Origin of the sequence: Aquamicrobium segne (genome assembly GCF_042656785.1) — a bacterium.
GTDB lineage: Bacteria > Pseudomonadota > Alphaproteobacteria > Rhizobiales > Rhizobiaceae > Mesorhizobium > Mesorhizobium segne.
In genome coordinates, this window is the sequence record NZ_JBHSLL010000001.1 from 15,031 (window position 1) to 32,650 (window position 17,620).

At 53.9% G+C, this 17,620-nt stretch carries 18 protein-coding genes; 11 read left to right on the forward strand and 7 right to left on the reverse strand.

Features of this window, described 5'->3' with window-relative positions; all coding sequences use genetic code 11:
* Window positions 1-5: 5 nt before the first annotated feature.
* From rsmA to lptF, 6 genes are all read right to left on the reverse strand, one after another.
* Window positions 6-833, reverse strand: a complete 828-nt coding sequence (gene rsmA / locus ACFPLB_RS00095; RefSeq protein WP_378227231.1) for a 16S rRNA (adenine(1518)-N(6)/adenine(1519)-N(6))-dimethyltransferase RsmA — start codon at window positions 831-833, stop codon at window positions 6-8.
* Window positions 830-1,855: a 4-hydroxythreonine-4-phosphate dehydrogenase PdxA gene (gene pdxA / locus ACFPLB_RS00100; RefSeq protein WP_378227232.1), complete on the reverse strand. Its 1,026-nt coding sequence runs from the start codon at window positions 1,853-1,855 to the stop codon at window positions 830-832. Before pdxA ends, rsmA begins: the two co-directional genes overlap by 4 nt.
* 1 nt (window position 1,856) lies before the next feature.
* On the reverse strand, window positions 1,857-2,798 hold the full coding sequence (locus ACFPLB_RS00105; protein ID WP_378227233.1) for a SurA N-terminal domain-containing protein: 942 nt from the start codon (window positions 2,796-2,798) through the stop codon (window positions 1,857-1,859).
* Window positions 2,799-2,892: 94 nt separating this feature from the next.
* Entirely contained in the window at window positions 2,893-5,265 is a 2,373-nt protein-coding gene (locus ACFPLB_RS00110) for an LPS-assembly protein LptD (protein ID WP_378227234.1), read from the reverse strand.
* Complete coding sequence (gene lptG, locus ACFPLB_RS00115) at window positions 5,258-6,346, reverse strand: LPS export ABC transporter permease LptG (protein WP_378227235.1); 1,089 nt, start codon at window positions 6,344-6,346, stop codon at window positions 5,258-5,260. The genes ACFPLB_RS00110 and lptG overlap by 8 nt, the downstream gene beginning before the upstream one ends.
* Window positions 6,343-7,542, reverse strand: coding sequence for an LPS export ABC transporter permease LptF (gene lptF / locus ACFPLB_RS00120; RefSeq protein ID WP_378227236.1), 1,200 nt, complete (start codon window positions 7,540-7,542; stop codon window positions 6,343-6,345). Before lptF ends, lptG begins: the two co-directional genes overlap by 4 nt.
* Window positions 7,543-7,644: 102 nt before the next feature.
* Here lptF and ACFPLB_RS00125 point away from each other — a divergent pair, with 102 nt between their 5' ends.
* The 6 genes from ACFPLB_RS00125 (at window position 7,645) to ACFPLB_RS00150 (ending at window position 11,942) form a co-directional block, all read left to right on the forward strand.
* Complete coding sequence (locus tag ACFPLB_RS00125) at window positions 7,645-7,800, forward strand: hypothetical protein (protein WP_378227237.1); 156 nt, start codon at window positions 7,645-7,647, stop codon at window positions 7,798-7,800.
* A gap of 69 nt (window positions 7,801-7,869) precedes the next feature.
* A complete protein-coding gene (locus tag ACFPLB_RS00130; RefSeq protein ID WP_378227238.1) occupies window positions 7,870-9,387 on the forward strand; it encodes a leucyl aminopeptidase in 1,518 nt (505 codons plus the stop codon).
* A gap of 55 nt (window positions 9,388-9,442) precedes the next feature.
* A complete protein-coding gene (locus tag ACFPLB_RS00135; RefSeq protein WP_378227240.1) occupies window positions 9,443-9,892 on the forward strand; it encodes a DNA polymerase III subunit chi in 450 nt (149 codons plus the stop codon).
* A gap of 10 nt (window positions 9,893-9,902) precedes the next feature.
* A complete protein-coding gene (locus ACFPLB_RS00140) occupies window positions 9,903-10,763 on the forward strand; it encodes a 23S rRNA (adenine(2030)-N(6))-methyltransferase RlmJ (RefSeq protein ID WP_378227241.1) in 861 nt (286 codons plus the stop codon).
* Window positions 10,764-10,814: 51 nt separating this feature from the next.
* Window positions 10,815-11,261 carry a hypothetical protein gene (locus ACFPLB_RS00145; protein WP_378227242.1) on the forward strand — a complete coding sequence of 149 codons (447 nt, stop codon included), beginning with the start codon at window positions 10,815-10,817 and terminating at the stop codon, window positions 11,259-11,261.
* 84 nt (window positions 11,262-11,345) lie between these two features.
* A complete protein-coding gene (locus tag ACFPLB_RS00150; protein ID WP_378227243.1) occupies window positions 11,346-11,942 on the forward strand; it encodes a glutathione S-transferase in 597 nt (198 codons plus the stop codon).
* 65 nt (window positions 11,943-12,007) lie between these two features.
* Here ACFPLB_RS00150 and ACFPLB_RS00155 read toward each other — a convergent pair whose 3' ends face one another.
* Window positions 12,008-12,676 carry an outer membrane protein gene (locus ACFPLB_RS00155; RefSeq protein WP_378227244.1) on the reverse strand — a complete coding sequence of 223 codons (669 nt, stop codon included), beginning with the start codon at window positions 12,674-12,676 and terminating at the stop codon, window positions 12,008-12,010.
* Between the two features lie 404 nt (window positions 12,677-13,080).
* Here ACFPLB_RS00155 and ACFPLB_RS00160 point away from each other — a divergent pair, with 404 nt between their 5' ends.
* From ACFPLB_RS00160 to ACFPLB_RS00180, 5 genes are all read left to right on the forward strand, one after another.
* Window positions 13,081-13,953: an SDR family oxidoreductase gene (locus ACFPLB_RS00160; protein ID WP_378227245.1), complete on the forward strand. Its 873-nt coding sequence runs from the start codon at window positions 13,081-13,083 to the stop codon at window positions 13,951-13,953.
* Window positions 13,950-15,989, forward strand: coding sequence for an excinuclease ABC subunit UvrC (uvrC, locus tag ACFPLB_RS00165; protein ID WP_378227246.1), 2,040 nt, complete (start codon window positions 13,950-13,952; stop codon window positions 15,987-15,989). Before ACFPLB_RS00160 ends, uvrC begins: the two co-directional genes overlap by 4 nt.
* A 226-nt stretch (window positions 15,990-16,215) precedes the next feature.
* Window positions 16,216-16,812, forward strand: a complete 597-nt coding sequence (gene pgsA / locus ACFPLB_RS00170) for a CDP-diacylglycerol--glycerol-3-phosphate 3-phosphatidyltransferase (RefSeq protein ID WP_378227247.1) — start codon at window positions 16,216-16,218, stop codon at window positions 16,810-16,812.
* 4 nt (window positions 16,813-16,816) lie between these two features.
* The gene (gene moaD / locus ACFPLB_RS00175) at window positions 16,817-17,068 is read left to right on the forward strand and encodes a molybdopterin converting factor subunit 1 (RefSeq protein WP_378227248.1); all 252 of its coding nucleotides are present in this window, start codon (window positions 16,817-16,819) and stop codon (window positions 17,066-17,068) included.
* Between the two features lie 5 nt (window positions 17,069-17,073).
* Window positions 17,074-17,541: a molybdenum cofactor biosynthesis protein MoaE gene (locus ACFPLB_RS00180; protein WP_378227249.1), complete on the forward strand. Its 468-nt coding sequence runs from the start codon at window positions 17,074-17,076 to the stop codon at window positions 17,539-17,541.
* Window positions 17,542-17,620: the final 79 nt, after the last annotated feature.

The window sequence follows — 17,620 nt, forward strand, 5'->3', positions numbered from 1 at the left end:
GTTGATCATATGGCATTGGCGAGACGAATAAATTCCCCCACACTCAAGGTTTCGGCCCGTCGTGTCGGGTCGATACCTGCTTTTTCCAGCAATGCCTCGCCGCCCAGCGCCTTGAGGCTCTGGCGCAGCATTTTGCGGCGCTGGCCGAAGGCTGCTTCTGTCAGCCTGCCAAGCCTGTTGACATCGGCATGAAGCGGCTCTGTGCGTGGCACCAGATGCACCACGGATGAGGTGACTTTCGGCGGCGGGGTAAACGCTTGTGGTGGCAGGTCAAAAGCAATCTGCGCCTGTGTGCGCCACCCGGCCAGAACGCCCAGCCGCCCATAGGCATTGCTGCCGGGTTCTGCGACGATGCGCTGTGCCACCTCACGCTGAAACATGAGGGTCATGGATTGATAGAAAGGCGGCCAGTCCTTGACCGTCAGCCAGCGCACAAGCAGTTCCGTTCCCACATTATAGGGCAGATTGGCAACGATCCTGACCAGCGAGCCTGCGGGAGCAAGCTGCGAAAAATCCGTTTTCAGTGCGTCGCCTGCAATAACTTCCAGCCGACCCGGATAATGTTGTGAAATTGCATCCAGAGCCGCAAGACAGCGCTCGTCTTTTTCAATGGCAATGACTTTTTTGGCACCATGGGAAAGCAAGGCCCGCGTCAGACCACCCGGCCCGGGACCAACCTCGATGACAATTGCCTGCGACAGATCACCGGCAGTGCGCGCAATCTTTCCGGTCAGATTAAGGTCGAGAAGAAAATTCTGACCGAGCGCTTTTTTTGCCTGCAACCCATAGTGTTCAATGACTTCACGTAAAGGAGGTAAGCCATCGAAATTCATGAGATTTTTGCTTTTCCAGTTTCAGCCTGCCGGTGGGCTATTTTCAAAGCTGCAATAAAGCTGTCGGGCCGGGCCACGCCTTTTCCTGCAATGTCAAAGGCGGTGCCATGGTCGGGTGATGTGCGGATGAAGGGCAGGCCAAGCGTTACATTGACCGCCTCATCAAAGGCCAGCGCCTTGGCCGGAATAAGTGCCTGATCATGATACATGCACAGCGCCACATCATAATTTGCACGCGCACTGGCATGAAACATCGTATCGGCCGGTAAGGGGCCAAAAGCCTCAATACCTTCCGCCTTCAGAATGGCAACAGCCGGCGCAATCACCTGCTGGTCTTCGCTGCCCATGGCGCCATCTTCACCAGCGTGAGGATTTAGCCCGGAAATGGCAAGTCTGGGATTGGCAAGACCAAAGCGGCTCTTCAGGTCTTGTGCGGTGATGCGTGCGGTTTTTACAATCAAATCGGTGGTGAGGGTTGTGATCACATTGGCAAGAGGAATATGGATGGTCACTGGTACTGTGCGCAATTGTGGCCCGGCCAGCATCATGACTGGTGTGATTGGCTTGCCAGCCTTCTGCTCTGCCAGATGAGCCAGATATTCAGTATGGCCGGGAAAAGCAAAGCCTGCATCATAAAGCGGCTTTTTGGCGATCGGGCAGGTAACCATGGCCGCAGCCGCCCCTGAAAAGCAATCAGCAACGGCCTTGTTAATGGCCTCGATAATACCGGGGGCATTTGCGCTGTCAGGGTGGCCAGGCGTGTCTTTTAGCGAATTTTTCAGGCAAACAATCGGCAGGTAGTGCGAAAAATGCTCTTCTGCCTGCGCAGGCGTTGTTTCGATGAGGGGAACATTCCAGCCAAGCAGGCGCGCGCGTGTCGCCATCAGGTCTAGATCGGCAAGCAGGTAGAAAGGCGTAACAGCTTCATTATTGCGCTGCAGCCAGGCTGCCAGTGCAATTTCTGGCCCGATCCCTGAAGGATCGCCAATGCTGACGGCAAGGGAAGGGCAATTAGTGTGCATATCAGCGCTGAATGATCTTTGCTCTTTTCTTCAGCTCTTCCATATATTTTTTGCCAAGCTCATCGGCGCCTGCACTGGCATTTTCGCTTTGCAACACCAGTTCGGCCACGCGATCATCGGAAACTTCGCGGGCACTGCATACGCCGATAAATTCAACGCCACGCTCTGTTTCGCGTATGGTTGTGGCGCCACCGGCCTTGGTTTTCTTGATCTGCTCGGCCCAGTCGGGCGGCAATTGCGGGGCAAGAATACGGCCCAGATCACGAACGGTCACATCCAGCAGACCCTTGGTGAATTGCTGCGTATTGGCGCAACCACTGAAGCGGCTGCGCAGGGCCTCAGCCTCACGCTTGCGTTTGGCAAGCGTTGATTTGCGCTCGGCGGCAGGAATTACGAAAATTACCTGCTGAAGCATATATTCGGTGGCCGAAGGCTTGCTGCCGCCTTTTTTGAGCATGTTGCGCACCGCTTCCTGCTGGCTGGTCAGCCCGCTTCCTGCCTGTTCGGCCTGATGGCGTGCGCCCAGCGCCTGATTCCAGGCCAGTTGCGAGCGAATAAAATCCTTGAAATGCTGTTTGGTGACACCTGACTGGCTCATGGCAGCGTCAAGTTGAGCAATCGGCATCTTGTTGCTGGAGGCAAACCGGGCATAGGCGTCGTTTACCTGCTTTTCCGTAATGCGAATGCCCAGTCTTTGTGCTTCGGCCAACCGCAAGGTCTGCTCGATCATTTCATTGGCGGCATCGCCCTTGCGCCGTTGAAGCCGGAAGAAGGCATTGCGGTGTTTTATGTCAGCCGAGGTGATCGGTATATTGTTGACGACATACCGGATCTCACTGGTCTGCGCCTGCGCCGGTGTGGATATGCTTGCCGCTCCAATCGCGGTCACACCGACGAAAAGAGCAAGGCTTGCAGACAGGAGGTATTTCCGCATTCCAGGCATCCTGCTTTCAAACTCACATTATGACACAATTGCGATTCGGCTATGACTAGCGCTTTTGTCCCGTTTATGCGGCAAAACCGTGTCGAATGCCAGTTTACTGAACAAGACTGGCGCTGGAAGAGCCGAAATCACCAAGCGTGCGGAAGGTGATGTTGAACCCGACGGTCTGGGAAACTTCCCGGTCGACACGGTCGCGCGATTGGGAATAGGTCATCAGAAAGGTGAAACATTCATCGGCATAGCCAAAGCCGATACCGTTCTTGACCAGCAGTTTTTCTTCCAGATCATAAGTGCCGGAGCCAAAAATCCGCCAGTTATCGGCAAGTTGCGTTGAGGCGCCAAACGAGGCTTCGTGGCGGTCTTGTGTAAAACCATAATCGGGTTGTTTTTCGATAAATGCATAACGCGCCGACAGGGAAACAACCTCATCCGAATAGCCGAGCTTGGCTTCGGTGCGGCGAACGTTGAAATTTTCTTCATCAAACCGGCCGCTGAGCGAGGCTGAAATGCCATTGGGCGCACTGAAACCAACCATGCCGACATAATCGGAGCGGTCACTTTCAAGGCCGGAATTGGCGCCGACATTGACCAGATCGGGAGCCGCAAAGGAGTTTTCACCGCCCAGATGATAGGATTGGCCAAACAGTGCATTGGCCGACCAGCCATTATCGAAACTGGCGACATAACGCATGCCGATATTGGCACGTGTCCCACCTTCAATGCGATCATAGCCGGAGAATTTGTCACGCTCAAACAGGGTTGAGGCATCAAAGACAAAACTTTGCGCGTCCTCATTGGGCACGGCAAGACCGCCAACATAATCCTCGTTCGGGCGCATGAACAATTGCGCGACTGGCTCCAGCACATGTGAGGATGCTGTGGCGGAAAACAGGATCGGCCAGCGCCATTCAAGGCCAAGTGTGGCCATGGAGCGGAAGAAGGACGAGCGCATGTCGTCGCTTGATGCCATTTGGTTGATGGCATCGAGCGACCCGGAAGACGCATCAAGATAATTGGCGTCAGCCTGGAAGGCGAGCAGCGGTGTCAACACCATGCCGCCATCGGTGATGAAGGAGCGCTTCCATTCAGCTTCTGCAGTCAGGCGTCCGCTTTCGCCACTGATGCCAAGAATACGCTCATTACCGGGAATTTCATGCAAGCGATCACGGCTGATGGCGCGTGCATTCACATTGAAGGACAGTTGACCACCGGCCAGAGACGCGTCGGGAATATAGGCATAGTCAAAGGAAGGCAGCACCCAGGGCTGTTTTTCGTCACGCCCGCTGCCGTCACTCTTGAGAATATCTTCCTGAATCTGGAACTTCATGCCGCGCAGGTCAAAATAGTTCCTGTCGTTCAGGCCGGTCAGATAGACCTCTGAGCGGTGCACATAATCGTCAAAACCTTCGATATCATAGGTTCTTGAAAAATTCTTGTCGGTTTGCAGTAAAACGTCCCAGCCGAAATCCCAACGTGAATTGATCGCAAACCTGCCTTGCGTTCCCATCATGCCGCGGAATTTATTGTCGTCGTTTTCACCGCGGTTTTCGGTATCAATCTTGAAAGCATCGGGGTTTTGCTGATGGATCCCGGCAATTTTCAGATTATATTCGCCATTATTGAAGCGCTGACGCCATTCGGCTTCACCCAAAAAGCCCTGTTTGGAATAGTAATTGCCCTTGACCGTCAGATCATAGGTGGGCGAGAGGGCAAAATAATAGGGGATGCTGGCGCCCACGCCGAGCCGTGACTTGTACGAAAGCGATGGAAACAAAAAGCCGCTTTTGCGCTTTACAGTCGGGTCGGCAATCTCGAATGCAGGCAGATAGGCAATCGGCATGCCGAAAAACTCGAAATTCGAGTTCTGGAAGCGAATCGTTTTCTTCTGGCTGTTCCAGATGATCGACTGCGATTTGATACGCCAGATAGCCGGTTTGTCCGGCTTGTCCTCGCAAGGCTCACACGCCGTATAGACACCATTGTGGAAGGTGGTGAGCATTCCACCCATGCGCTCGGCGCTTTCCGCAGCAAAATAGGTCTTGTCCACGGTCTCGACATGCAGCGCATTGACAAAGCCATCGGCAAAGTCGTCGGTGATGTCGATATGTTCGGAACTGATCCTGGTGCCGCTGCTTTCAACGATCTCGACCTTGCCGCTGGCGACAAGACGCTGTGTCTTGCGGTCATATTCGACACGCTCGGCCACCAGCCGGTTGCCGGCATAGTCGATCTGCACGCCGCCAATTGCCGTAACGGTCTGCCTGTCATTGTCATAAACAAGGGTATCTGATTCGAGCAGCATCTGTGCATCGGATGGCACACGCTGGGCAAGATCGCTCAAATTCTGCGCAAGAGCAGGTGTGCCGGCAAAGCTGCTGGCAAGCAGGCATGCAAGCCCGCTCACGCCGCAAAGGAGCGACAATCGGAAAAGCCGCCCGCTGTTCAAAACCGCCCCCTCACTAGCCATCTTCCTTGTACAAAAGAAATGTTACCCCAAAAAACATGGCGACCACAACTGGAAACCATGCTGCAACAATTGTTGGCACGATGCCCGCCACGCCAAAGGCTTTGACGAGGACTGAAATCACATAAAGCAGAAACCCGGCAATAACACCACCCAGAATCATCGTTGCCGATTGTCCCATGCGGGCAAAACGCATGGATACGGTTGCGGCAATCAGGGTCATGGCCACCAAAAGGAAGGGCAGGGCGATCAGAGAATCAAACTGCATGGCAAATCCATTGGCCCCAAGACCGAATGAACGGGCGGCTCTGATCTTGCCGGGCAGGTCATAAAAGGGAATGGTTTCTGCCTGCGCCAGCCTTTCCTGCACAAATTCCGGTTTCAGATCGGTGGAAACCTGATCGCTTGCCTTGTGTGTTCCCGGGCCATCGGAGGGACGTATGGTAACATCTTGCAATTCCCAGTAGCCATCGCGCAGAAATGCACGGCGCGCATCCTTGCGTTCAAAGATGTTTCCCTCTGCATCCAGCAGAAAGAAGGTGGCGTCCGACATTTCCAGCCCTTGTGCGAGAATAGCCCGCGCTCCGATGATGGTGTCACCTGAAGCGGTCTTTTGCCGTAGCCAGGGTATGGTGTCATTTTTGACCTCATTGGAATTGCCCGAACGCAGCAGAGCCTCGATATTTTGTGACTGGACCAGCCCTTTGGCAGCCAGCGGGTTGAGAACCGCAACAGCAAGAACACCAAAGACAAAGGCCCCAAGGCAGACAGGCAACAGAAATTGCCAGGCAGAAATTCCGGCTGCCCGCGCCACCACCAGCTCATATTTACGGTTGAGTGAAACAAGTGTGGCCATGGCCGCAAACAGCCCGACAAATGGCACTGTTTGCAAAACCAGCATGGGAACCCGCAAGGCCGATATGGCCGCAGCCGTCCAGTAGGTGAAATCGGGTATGCGCGAAAGACGGCTGCTTAATTCGGTAAAATCAATGAGCAGGACAAGTGCGAAAATGCCGATGAAAAACCATGCTGCAATTGTTGCATAGCGGAAAAAGAAATAGCGCCCAAGTGTCCAGCCCATCATGCAGATCCCTTGCGCGTACGTGCATTGGCAATTCGCAATCTTAAATCGGTCATGAGGCGCGATATGCGGTTCAGCAAGGCAGAAATCCGGTCCACCCATCCGATCGGCAGTTCCAGTGCGCGCTGTGTCTGGATGCACCAGACCGAGATAGCGGCCATGAAAATGGGAACCGCATATAAGGTATAAATCAAACCTGGATAGTTTTTGCTTTGTCCCTCAACCACATAGCCCATCCAGCGCACCAGCAGGGCCAGGCAGATGGTGGTCACCAGCGGATGAATGCGCGCTTGTCGGTGGGATCTTGCATCACCGGCAACAGCAAGCGCAATCAGGGCAAATGTGATGGGATAAAGCCATTCGGAAAACCGCTTGTGCAACTCATTGGCAAATGCGTTGGGCGATTTTTTATAATGCCGGTCATTGCGGTCCGGATTGAAGAGATAGGCGGTTGTCTGGTCCTTGGGCATCAGCGTCACAATGCCGGTCTGCGGTTCGAATGCGGAAAGATCGAAGGCATAGGAGGTGAAGTGAATGTTGGAAATATCACCATCGACCGCTTTTCGCTGAATAACACCGTCATTCATCAGCAATGCCTTGGTGCTGGCCATATCCACCACGGCCCCTGTCTTGGCGTAATAGACAAGATCGACGCCTTCTTCTCGGCTGTCGGCTACGAACAGTCCTGCAAGCTGGTTTCCCGGCAGTCTTTTGCCGACCTGAACAAACAACCCGTCCTCGATCTTGCGAAATGTGCCTTCCTGAATAACCAGTGACAGAAAATCAGCGCGGGCATTGGCGATCAGTTCACGATTGCGCTGGCGCGCGTAAGGCTCGATAAAATTCTGCATCAGAAGGCAGAAAATGGCGGCGGCAATTGCCAGAATGAGAATGGGTCGGGTGACAATCATTCTGGAGGCGCCCGCCGCATTGATGACGATCAGTTCCGAATCGGCGTTCATTCCCGAAAGCGTCTGGGCAACGGCGCCTGCGACGGCAAAGGGAACAACGATGGGAATGACTGTGGGGATGATGAGGGCGGCAACTTCAAAAAAAGTCAGCGCCGATTGCCCGCCATCGGTGACCAGATCAATGCGTGACAGCACCTGTGTCGTCCACACGATCGCCAGCGTCCATGCCAGTGCTGCCAGAAACAGCAGCAGGACACGGCGCAATATATAGCGTTCAATGAGTTTCATGCGGATGGTGTCTCGCGCGGTTCAACTGGCATTGTGCCTGTGTTGAAAAAACATCGGCTCCGCCCGCGCCAATGACGCGACCCGGTTTTTGTACGGACCACGATGCTTGCAGGCATTATGGTCTTAATGGATAAAAAACAGCAAAAAGCCATGGTTAATATCTGGTTTATGGAGAATGGCGCAAATATTCATCCATATCGGATGCTTGAAACGCGCAATCTTTTATCCGAAGAGAGAAATTGCCATCATGGCTTGTGATATTGCGTAAAACGATTGTCTCTTAAAACCTGATATAATCATATCTCACCAAACCGAAAGCCGCCATCCATGACCTTGACGCCTTCCATCAGCTTTGCCGCTTTTTCTGTACCTGAAAAAGGCAATGTCTATCTTTTGTCGGCTCAAAAATCAGGACCCGGCAAACTGGCGGCCAGTGTGGATACAGCCGGAGTGCTGGGGCGGGCCTTCAAGATTGCTGATTTTTCCGGAAAATTTGGAGCCATGCTGGATGTTATTGCACCTGAAGGAAGCAGGCTGGACCGGCTGATTGCTCTTGGTGTGGGAAAAATTACCGAGCTGGATGAATATGGCTGGCTGAAATTGGGCGGTGTGGTGTCTTCTTCTGCCGCCAAGGAAAAAATTGCCACCATCCTGGTTGATCTGCCCGGAGATGAGGCGATTGCACCCGAAAATGCGGCTAATCTGGCCGCTGGCATTTTGCTGCGCGCTTACGCTTTTGAAAAATACAAGACCCGCAAGCCAGAGGCTGACAAAGAGGGGGGTAAAAAGAAAAAGACGCAGGAAAAGCCTGCTCAGATCACGATCATGTGTGCCGATCCGGTCGCAGCGCAAAAAACCTTTGCCGATCTGCATGCCGTGGTCGATGGTGTTAATCTGGCACGTGATCTGGTCAATGAACCCGCCAATATATTGGGACCTGTCGAATTTGCGTCACGCCTTGAGGCGCTTGCTGAACTGGGTGTCAAGGTTGAGGTCCTGACTGAAAAGGAAATGAAAAAGGCCGGCATGGGGGCTTTGCTTGGCGTGGCGCAAGGTTCGCCACGTGGTGCGCGCCTTGTCGTCATGCGCTGGGAGGGCGGGCGCAAGGGCGCCAAACCGCTGGCTGTCGTTGGCAAGGGCGTGACCTTCGACACCGGCGGCAATTCGATGAAATCTTCTTCCGGCATGGAAGACATGAAGGGCGATATGGGCGGGGCTGCTTCTGTTGCCGGGCTTATGCATGCTCTGGCGGCGCGTAAGGCAAAAGCCAATGTGGTGGGCATTGTCGGTTTGGTGGAAAATTCTGTTGACGGCAATTCGCAACGGCCCGGCGATATTGTCACCTCCATGTCGGGCCAGACGATCGAGGTGTTGAATACGGACGCGGAAGGCCGCCTCGTTCTGGCCGATGCCCTCTGGTATGGATGCTCTCGTTTTGAACCTGCTGCAATCATTGATCTGGCCACGCTGACCGGAGCCATCATGGTGGCGCTGGGGCTGCATCATGCGGGCCTGTTTGCCAATGATGATGACCTTGCCAATCAGCTCACACAGGCGGGGCTTGCCACGCAGGAGCGCTTGTGGCGGATGCCTCTCGGGGCCGACTATGACAAGCTGCTGGACAGCCCCAATGCCGACATGAAGAATATTGGCGGACGCTATGGCGGGGCCATAATTGCGGCGCAATTCCTGCAACGTTTCGTAAAAGACAATACGCCTTGGGCGCATCTGGATATTGCAGGTACCGCGATGGGCGCGCCTTCTAATGATGTCAACCATTCCTGGGGGTCTGGCTTTGGCGTCAGGCTGCTCGACCGTCTGGTACGCGACAATTATGAAGAATAACGGGTATGAGAAATAACGGGCTTCATGACGGCATGGTCGGGCCGGTCGCTGCATCATGACAGAAATATTGTTTTATCATCTGACGGAATCGACATTGGAGGATGCGCTGCCCGGTCTGCTGGAGCGCAGCCTTCAACGTGGCTGGCGGGCCGTGGTGCAAACCGGGTCCGAACAGTGTCGTGATGCACTCGACCAGCATTTATGGACTTATCGCGATGATTCCTTTCTGGCCCATGGAACGGATCGTGACAGTTTTCCTGCCGAGCAGCCGGTTCTGCTGACCACTGGCACCGGCAATGCCAATGGTGCCCATATCCGCTTTCTGGTTGATGGGGCAGAACCACCCGATCTTGGTGCCTATGAGCGGGCTGTGTTTTTGTTTGACGGGCATGATGCTGATCAGCTTGAGGCAGCCCGCAGCCACTGGAAGCTCATGAAAGCGGCGGGCCATGACGTGACTTACTGGCAGCAGGCGTCGGATCGGCGCTGGCAGCGCAAGGCGTGAGTGTTCAGGGATGAATTACCGCCACGCTTATCATGCCGGCAATTTTGCCGATGTCGTCAAGCATATCGTGCTGGCGCGTATTGTTGAATATCTCAAGCGCAAGGAAAAGCCGTTTCGGGTGATCGATACCCATGCCGGTATCGGGCTTTATGATCTGCGTTCAGAAGAAGCCGGCAAAACGGGCGAGTGGCTGGAAGGTATTGAACGGCTGACGGACGCGCAGTTGAACACTGAGGCAGCCACATTTTTAGCACCTTATCTTGAGGCCGTGCGTTCGGTAAACACCAATCTGGAAATGACGCATTATCCGGGTTCCCCCATGATCGTGCGGCATCTTTTGCGCAAACAGGACCGCTTGAGCGCAATTGAACTCCATCCGCAGGATGTGGGTTTGCTCCGGCAATGTTTTGAAGGGGATTTTCAGACCCGCGTGATCGAACTGGATGGCTGGCTGGCGCTTGGCGCGCATCTTCCGCCAAAGGAAAAGCGCGGGCTTGTGCTTGTTGACCCGCCTTTTGAAGAGGAGGGTGAGTTTTTGCGCCTGACACAAGGGCTGGTGCGCGCCTGTCGTCGTTGGCAGGGTGGCATTTATGCGCTGTGGTATCCGATCAAGGATCACAAGGCTCTGGCTGAATTTCGCAATGCGCTGGTGGCCACAAACATCCCGCGCATTCTGGATATCACCTTCATGATCCGGCCTTCAGGGACGGTGCCGCGCCTTGATGGAACCGGCATGATCGTGGCCAATCCGCCATTTGTGCTTGAACAGGAACTGAATGTCATTTTGCCGGAGCTTCATGGCCTGCTGGCAACCGAGCCGGGCGCGAAATGGGGATTGCACTGGCTGGCTGGTGAAGATACGGACGCTTGACCGCGCATTATGAAATCCTCACAGTGCAGTCAAACACCTTATGAGGCTGAAATGATCCGCACCGCCAAACTCTCTTTTCTGAGCCTGAGCGCCATTTGCACCACATTGCTGGTGCAGCCGGTTGCACAGGCTGCTGACATGTTCGTCTATGACGTTCAAAATGCGCCCACAATCTGCAATGCAGCGCCGGTGCTGAACCGGATCACCCGAAATTTTGCCTATCAGGTGCGCCATGTTCCCAATCTGCCGCAGGTTGCGATTGCAGATTTTAATCATATCCATCTGCGCCGCAGCGAAGCAACCAGCCAAAGATGGCCGATTGCGCGCCATTATTGCAGCGCAAAGGTTACGCTCTCAAACGGCTATGAGCACGATATTGCGTATCTGATTGAGGAAGGGCAGGGCTTTGCCGCCATGGGTGGGGCCAATGTTGAATTTTGCGTGTCCGGCTTTGATCGCTGGCTGGTCTACAATGCCGGTTGCCGGGTTTTAAAGTAGATTTTTGCCTTTTTGCGACCTGATTTTACACGGCAGCGCCTGTAAAACAGCATGTGCGCGCCTTTGAAAGAAATGGAAAGAAAAATGCCAAAAGTGCTTTATTCATCGGCCTCGCCCTATAGCGCCAAGGTGCGCATGTCGGCTGCCTATGCGGGTATTGAAGTGGAGTCGCATTTCGTTCAGGCAAGCAAGCAACCGCCTGAATTGATTGGGGCCAACCCTCTGGGCAAGATTCCGACACTTGTTCTGGATGACGGGCGAGCAATTTTTGACAGTCGCGCCATTACGCAATATCTCAACCGCCAGTCCAAAAACGCACTCTTTCCTCGTAATGCGGATAAGCGCACGGATGCTGAAGTGCTGGAAGCGCTGGCAGATGGTATTTGCGATTGTGTTGTGACCATCATGTATGAGCGCGCAAGGCGGCCGGAAGAAAAAGTGCATCAGGAGTGGATTGATGCTCAATGGCAAAAGGTCTTGCGCGGGCTCGATCATCTAAATGCCAATCCGCCGAAACTGCCGAAAAAGATTACGGCAGGCCAGATTGCAGTGCGCGCTATGCTTGGCTATTTGTCGCTGCGTTTTGAGGGGCAATGGGAACGGGGTCGCAGCCGGTTGACGCGCTGGGCTGTACGGTTTGATGAAAAATTCCCCGAACTGAAATCTTATCTTCCCTCCTGAAACAGCAAGTAAAAAAGCCGGGGAAAAACCCCGGCTTTTTTTATATTCTGATCCTGAATGCCAGATCAGAACTTCATACCGACACCGAAATTGATGCGGTGATCACGCGAGTCGAAACGCTCGGAAGCACTGCCAAGGTTGAAGGTTTCCTTGCCGTAATCGGTGTAACGATATTCAACACGACCAAACACATTGTCGGTGAACTTGATGTCGGAACCGACACCGGCAGTCCAGCCAACCATGGTGTTGCGGTCGCTGTCACCAAGTGTATCGGTGATCTTCAGGCTCTGTGCAGCACCACCGGCCGTACCATAGAGCAGAATGTCAGGGCTGACCGAATAGCCGAGGCGGGCACGGATCGAACCTTCGACGCCGGACTTGGCCTTTTCGTTGACATTGCTGCCCTTGAGCGCGCTATAGCCAAGATCGCCTTCTGCACCGACAACGAAATTATTGCCCATGTCGTAATTGTAACCGACGAAGGCGCCGCCGAGGAAACCATCGGTCTTGACGCGGTCACCGGCATCCCTGTGATTTACGCGGCCATTAAAACCATAGCCAAGATTGATACCGGCATAAGGGCCGGTCCAGGAAGCCACCGGCAGTTCAGCGATCGGCATGGGTGCTGGCGGCTCTTCCATCACCACGTCCGCGGCAAAGGCCGGGGCGGCGGCAAAAGCAAGAAGTGCGAGAGCGGTCGCTGTCGGCCTGACAAATTTCAATTTGGTCGTCATGATATTACTCCTTCAGCCACAGACACTGGCTTTTCTAAACGTGAGCGCAGAACAATTCTGGGAGGAAACGGTCCCGCCGCCCATCGATTTCAGAATTTCGTTCCCAAATGCGGCAGAAGCGAACCTGAATTGGGGTGATTCCCTGACGCAAATAAGGTGGAAAAGAGGCGTTGCATTCAGGCAACAGATTCTTATGCCCAAGCCTGTGTGGGAGCGTAAAACAGCCTTGGTACAAGACGTTACCATATCTATATTGTCAGGAGCAGCGTGGCCAAAGATCGTGAATCGCACACGGTTTTAGGGCTTTCGCCACAATCTGGCCGCAGCCACAAACAAAGTCTGAACGTTTGCCGGGGCGCAAGGTCAGACTGGTGCAGGCGATGACGGCAAGCAGGAATCGATTGATGAATGAAAGTGGTGCAGTTGCACTGGTGACAGGTGGAGCAAAACGGATCGGCCGTGCCATTGTCGAGGATTTGTGCGCGCATGGTTTTGCCGTGGCCGTTCACAGCAACAGTTCCCTGGCGCAAGCTGATGAACTGGTTGCAAACATTGTCGGGCAGGGCAGGCGGGCAAGCGCTTTCAAGGCGGACCTGACCGATACAGACCAGACGAAAAAACTGCTTGAGGATGTAACGACCGCCATGGGGCCGGTTCAGCTTCTGATCAACAATGCGTCCCTGTTTAAAAATGATTCATTGCCCGATTGTGATGGGCCCGATTGTGATGGGCCCGATTGTGATGGGCCCGACTGTGATGGGCCCGATATTGACCGGAGTGATTTTGGCGGAGATGATTTTTTTAAAAAACTTGATTTGGGCGGGCAGGATTGGGACGATCATTTTTCCGTTCATGTGAAAGCACCGGTGCTGCTGGCGCAGGGCATGGCAAGAAACCTGCCTGCAAATGCCGAGGGGCTGGTGGTCAATATGATTGACCAGCGCGTCTGGCGGCTGACGCCACGCTATTTTTCCTACACATTATCCAAATCGGCGCTGTGGACGGCAACACGCACCATGGCGCAGGCGCTTGCCCCCAAAATCCGGGTCAATGCTATCGGACCGGGGCCCACCTTGCGCAATATGCGGCAGGATGAGGATGATTTTCGCCAGCAGGTCGATGCGCTGCTGTTGCAACGCGGTCCTGATCTTTCCGAGTTCGGGGCCACAATCCGCTATCTGTGGCAGGCCCGTTCGGTAACGGGACAAATGATTGCGCTAGACGGTGGCCAGCATCTGGCGTGGAAAACGCCTGATATTGCCGGTGTGCTGGAATGAGCAGAGAAACGCCCGACACATCATCAGGCCAGTCGCCTTCAGATGCGCCTGATGCGCAGGTGACACAGACAGGCAAGAAGCCTGCAACTGAAACAGCCGACATTTCATTCACCGGTCTTGAACTGGACCGGGAAGGTGAGAATGAAAGCCGATCCGGCGCCGAGATCATTCAGGAACTGGTCAAGCGCCTGCCCAATGCTCCGGGTGTTTACCGCATGATGAATATGGAAGGTGACGTACTTTATGTGGGCAAGGCACGCAATCTGAAAAAGCGCGTAACCCAATATGCGCAAGGCCGCTTTCATACCGTTCGCATTGGGCGCATGGTGCATGAAACAGCGCGTATGGAATTTGTCGTTACCCGAACAGAGACCGAAGCTCTTCTTCTTGAGGCCAATCTTATCAAGAGGTTGCGGCCACGATTTAATGTCTTGATGCGGGATGATAAATCATTTCCTTATATTCTTCTCAGTTCCGATCATGTGTCGCCAGGTATTTATAAACATCGAGGCGCACGGTCACGCAAAGGCGATTATTACGGTCCTTTTGCCTCTGCCCTGGCGGTGGACCGCACCATCAATTCGCTGCAACGGGCTTTTCTTCTCAGAAGCTGTACGGATTCATTTTATGCAAACCGCACGCGGCCCTGTCTGCTGTTTCAGATCAAGCGTTGTTCAGCGCCTTGCACCGGTGAAATCTCGCATGAAGATTATGCCAAACTGGTCAAGGAGGCGAAGGCGTTTTTGTCTGGCCGCAGCCAGAGTGTGAAAGAAGACATTTCACGCGCCATGCAGCACGCTTCCGAAAATCTCGATTTTGAGCAGGCTGCCATTTATCGCGATCGCATTGTGGCGCTTTCACATGTTCAGGGCCATCAGGGCATCAACCCGCAAACGGTGGAGGAGGCCGATGTGTTTGCTATCCATCAGGAGGGTGGGCAAAACTGCATTCAGGTGTTTTTCTTCCGCACGGGGCAAAACTGGGGCAACCGGGCCTATTTTCCAAAAGCTGATCCGGCATTGGAGGCAGGCGAGGTTTTGGGAGCGTTTCTTGCCCAGTTTTATGATGACAAGCCCACGCCGCGCGTCATTCTTCTGTCACAGGATATTGAAGAAAAGCAGCTTCTGGCAGAGGCGCTCAGCACGCGGGCAGGGCACAAAATATCAATTTCTGTTCCACAGCGTGGTGAGAAAAAGGATTTAAGCGACCACGCTTTGCAAAATGCGCGTGAGGCACTGGGGCGACGCCTTGCCGAAACCTCCACTCAGGCGCGCTTGCTGGAAGGTTTTGCCACCACTTTCGGACTGGCGAAAGTTCCTGTGCGCATTGAGGTTTATGACAATTCTCACATCATGGGCACCAATGCGGTCGGGGCCATGATTGTGGCCGGACCGGAAGGATTTGTAAAAAACCAGTACCGAAAATTCAATATCCGCTCCACGACCATTACCCCCGGCGATGATTTTGGCATGATGCGCGAGGTGATGGAGCGCCGCTTTTCACGCCTGCTCAAGGAAAATGCCGAGGAAGATGCTAGTAAAGAAGATGCCGGTGAAATTGAAGCCGCTGAAGGGTTTCCCGCCTGGCCGGATGTGATTTTGATTGATGGCGGGCAGGGGCAGATGAGTGCGGTGCGCCAGATTTTGACGGATCTGGGCATCGAGGAGCGTGTTGTTGCAATCGGTGTCGCCAAGGGGCAGGACCGTGAGGCGGGGCGTGAACGGTTTTTTACCCGGGACAAAATACCCTTTACATTGCCCATGCGCGATCCGGTGCTTTATTTTGTGCAGCGCCTGCGGGATGAGGCGCATCGTTTTGCCATTGGCTCGCACAGGGCGCGCCGCAAAAAGGAAATGGTGAGCAGCCCGCTGGATGAAATTATGGGCATTGGCCCGACGCGAAAACGCGCTTTGCTGCATCATTTCGGAACGGCCAAGGCAGTCAGCGGCGCTGCGGTGGAAGATCTGGCGGCGGTGGAAGGCATTTCACAGCGCATTGCCCAGCTTGTTTATGATCACTTTCATGAGAAGGGATGACAGGTTTTAAAAGCCCTTGGCTTTTCATGCCAGGCCCGGGCTTGCTCCGGCGCGCGCCTTCTGATTTGACTGGTTCCTGTCTTTTGAAACTGCTTTTGGTTTCGTGATAAAGACATGCGTAAAACAAGAACCTGAAGCAGGCCGTGGAACTGAAAGATCACGATAGGCTTTAGGTCCTGACCCTAGGTACCAAACCCTTCCGATTTGTCTGTAATGAGTTTGAGAAATGGCCAGATCAGCTTTTAACCTGCCAAATATGCTGACTTATGCCCGTATTCTGGCGGTGCCGCTGGTGGTTTTGTGTTTTTATCTGGAAGGCCAGCTTAAATCGAGTGATTTTGCGCGCTGGTCAGCACTGGCGATTTTCGCTCTTGCCAGCGTTACAGACTATTTTGACGGGTATTTTGCCCGCGCATGGAAGCAGACCTCCAATATCGGGCGTATGCTTGATCCGATTGCCGACAAGCTGCTGGTGGCGACCTGCCTGCTGCTTCTGGCGGCAGATACCGACCAGCGAGGCGGAATTGCCGGTTGGTCGCTTTGGGCGGCAATCATTATTCTATGCCGTGAAATTCTTGTTTCGGGTCTGCGTGAATATCTGGCGGCGCTCAAAGTCAGCGTTCCGGTCACTCAACTGGCCAAATGGAAAACCGCAATCCAGATGGTCGCAATCGCCTTTCTTCTGGCAGGCCCGGCTGGCGATAAAATCTTTCCCTACACCACACAAACCGGGCTGGTGTTGCTTTGGATCGCCGCCATTGTGACCCTATATACGGGCTATGATTATTTTCGAGCCGGCCTGAAGCATATTATCGACGAGTGAGGCGATGAAACTTATCTATTTTGCGTGGGTGCGCGAGCGTATCGGCAAGGAGCAGGAAGATGTTGACCTGCCGGAAAATATTCAGACTGTTTCCGATTTGCTGAACTGGCTGAAACAACAGGGTGAAGAATATGAAAACGCCTTGCAGCACCCGGACGTAATTCGGGTAGCCATAAATCACGAACATGTGAGCCATGACGAAACCATTATTGGCGCTCAGGAAATTGCTCTGTTCCCGCCTATGACAGGTGGCTGAACCTCATGAGGGATATTGCGCCGGATATCCGCATCCAGACTGCGGATTTTGATATTTCAGTAGAAATGGCGCGCCTGACGGATGGTCGCAGCGATATTGGTGCAATTGTAACATTTAGCGGGCTGTGCCGCGATGAGGCAGGGCGCCTTTCAGCGCTGGAGCTTGAGCATTATCCCGGCATGGCAGAAGCACAAATGCAGCGCATAGCCAAAGAGGCCGTCAGCCGATGGCCCTTGCAGGGGCTAACCATCATTCATCGCCATGGAAAACTGAAACCGGGTGACAATATCGTTTTGGTCATGGCCGCCTCGACACACAGGCAGGCAGCCTTTGAAGCCGCCAGCTTCATGATGGATTTTTTGAAATCACGTGCACCGTTCTGGAAGAAGGAACATGCTGTTGACGGAACGGAGGGCGGTTGGGTTGAAGCCCGAGATTCAGACGAAGCCGCACTTGCAAACTGGCGCAAGTGATTTTTTGCATGGTAATCTCCCCTTTTTTAACGGGGTGCATTTGTAGAACTTACATGGCCATTTTCAGTTTCTGTGCGGG

Excerpts from the sequence above, each read along its gene's own strand:
- lptF (WP_378227236.1), bottom strand. The coding sequence starts at position 7,542 with ATGAAACTCATTGAACGCTATATATTGCGCCGTGTCCTGCTGCTGTTT.
- ACFPLB_RS00125 (WP_378227237.1), top strand. The coding sequence starts at position 7,645 with ATGCTTGCAGGCATTATGGTCTTAATGGATAAAAAACAGCAAAAAGCC.
- ACFPLB_RS00105 (WP_378227233.1), bottom strand. The coding sequence starts at position 2,798 with ATGCCTGGAATGCGGAAATACCTCCTGTCTGCAAGCCTTGCTCTTTTC.
- ACFPLB_RS00110 (WP_378227234.1), bottom strand. The coding sequence starts at position 5,265 with ATGGCTAGTGAGGGGGCGGTTTTGAACAGCGGGCGGCTTTTCCGATTG.
- pdxA (WP_378227232.1), bottom strand. The coding sequence starts at position 1,855 with ATGCACACTAATTGCCCTTCCCTTGCCGTCAGCATTGGCGATCCTTCA.
- pgsA (WP_378227247.1), top strand. The coding sequence starts at position 16,216 with ATGGCCAGATCAGCTTTTAACCTGCCAAATATGCTGACTTATGCCCGT.
- ACFPLB_RS00155 (WP_378227244.1), bottom strand. The coding sequence starts at position 12,676 with ATGACGACCAAATTGAAATTTGTCAGGCCGACAGCGACCGCTCTCGCA.
- ACFPLB_RS00135 (WP_378227240.1), top strand. The coding sequence starts at position 9,443 with ATGACAGAAATATTGTTTTATCATCTGACGGAATCGACATTGGAGGAT.
- ACFPLB_RS00130 (WP_378227238.1), top strand. The coding sequence starts at position 7,870 with ATGACCTTGACGCCTTCCATCAGCTTTGCCGCTTTTTCTGTACCTGAA.
- ACFPLB_RS00140 (WP_378227241.1), top strand. The coding sequence starts at position 9,903 with ATGAATTACCGCCACGCTTATCATGCCGGCAATTTTGCCGATGTCGTC.
- ACFPLB_RS00160 (WP_378227245.1), top strand. The coding sequence starts at position 13,081 with ATGAATGAAAGTGGTGCAGTTGCACTGGTGACAGGTGGAGCAAAACGG.
- moaD (WP_378227248.1), top strand. The coding sequence starts at position 16,817 with ATGAAACTTATCTATTTTGCGTGGGTGCGCGAGCGTATCGGCAAGGAG.
- uvrC (WP_378227246.1), top strand. The coding sequence starts at position 13,950 with ATGAGCAGAGAAACGCCCGACACATCATCAGGCCAGTCGCCTTCAGAT.
- ACFPLB_RS00150 (WP_378227243.1), top strand. The coding sequence starts at position 11,346 with ATGCCAAAAGTGCTTTATTCATCGGCCTCGCCCTATAGCGCCAAGGTG.
- rsmA (WP_378227231.1), bottom strand. The coding sequence starts at position 833 with ATGAATTTCGATGGCTTACCTCCTTTACGTGAAGTCATTGAACACTAT.
- lptG (WP_378227235.1), bottom strand. The coding sequence starts at position 6,346 with ATGATGGGCTGGACACTTGGGCGCTATTTCTTTTTCCGCTATGCAACA.
- ACFPLB_RS00145 (WP_378227242.1), top strand. The coding sequence starts at position 10,815 with ATGATCCGCACCGCCAAACTCTCTTTTCTGAGCCTGAGCGCCATTTGC.
- ACFPLB_RS00180 (WP_378227249.1), top strand. The coding sequence starts at position 17,074 with ATGAGGGATATTGCGCCGGATATCCGCATCCAGACTGCGGATTTTGAT.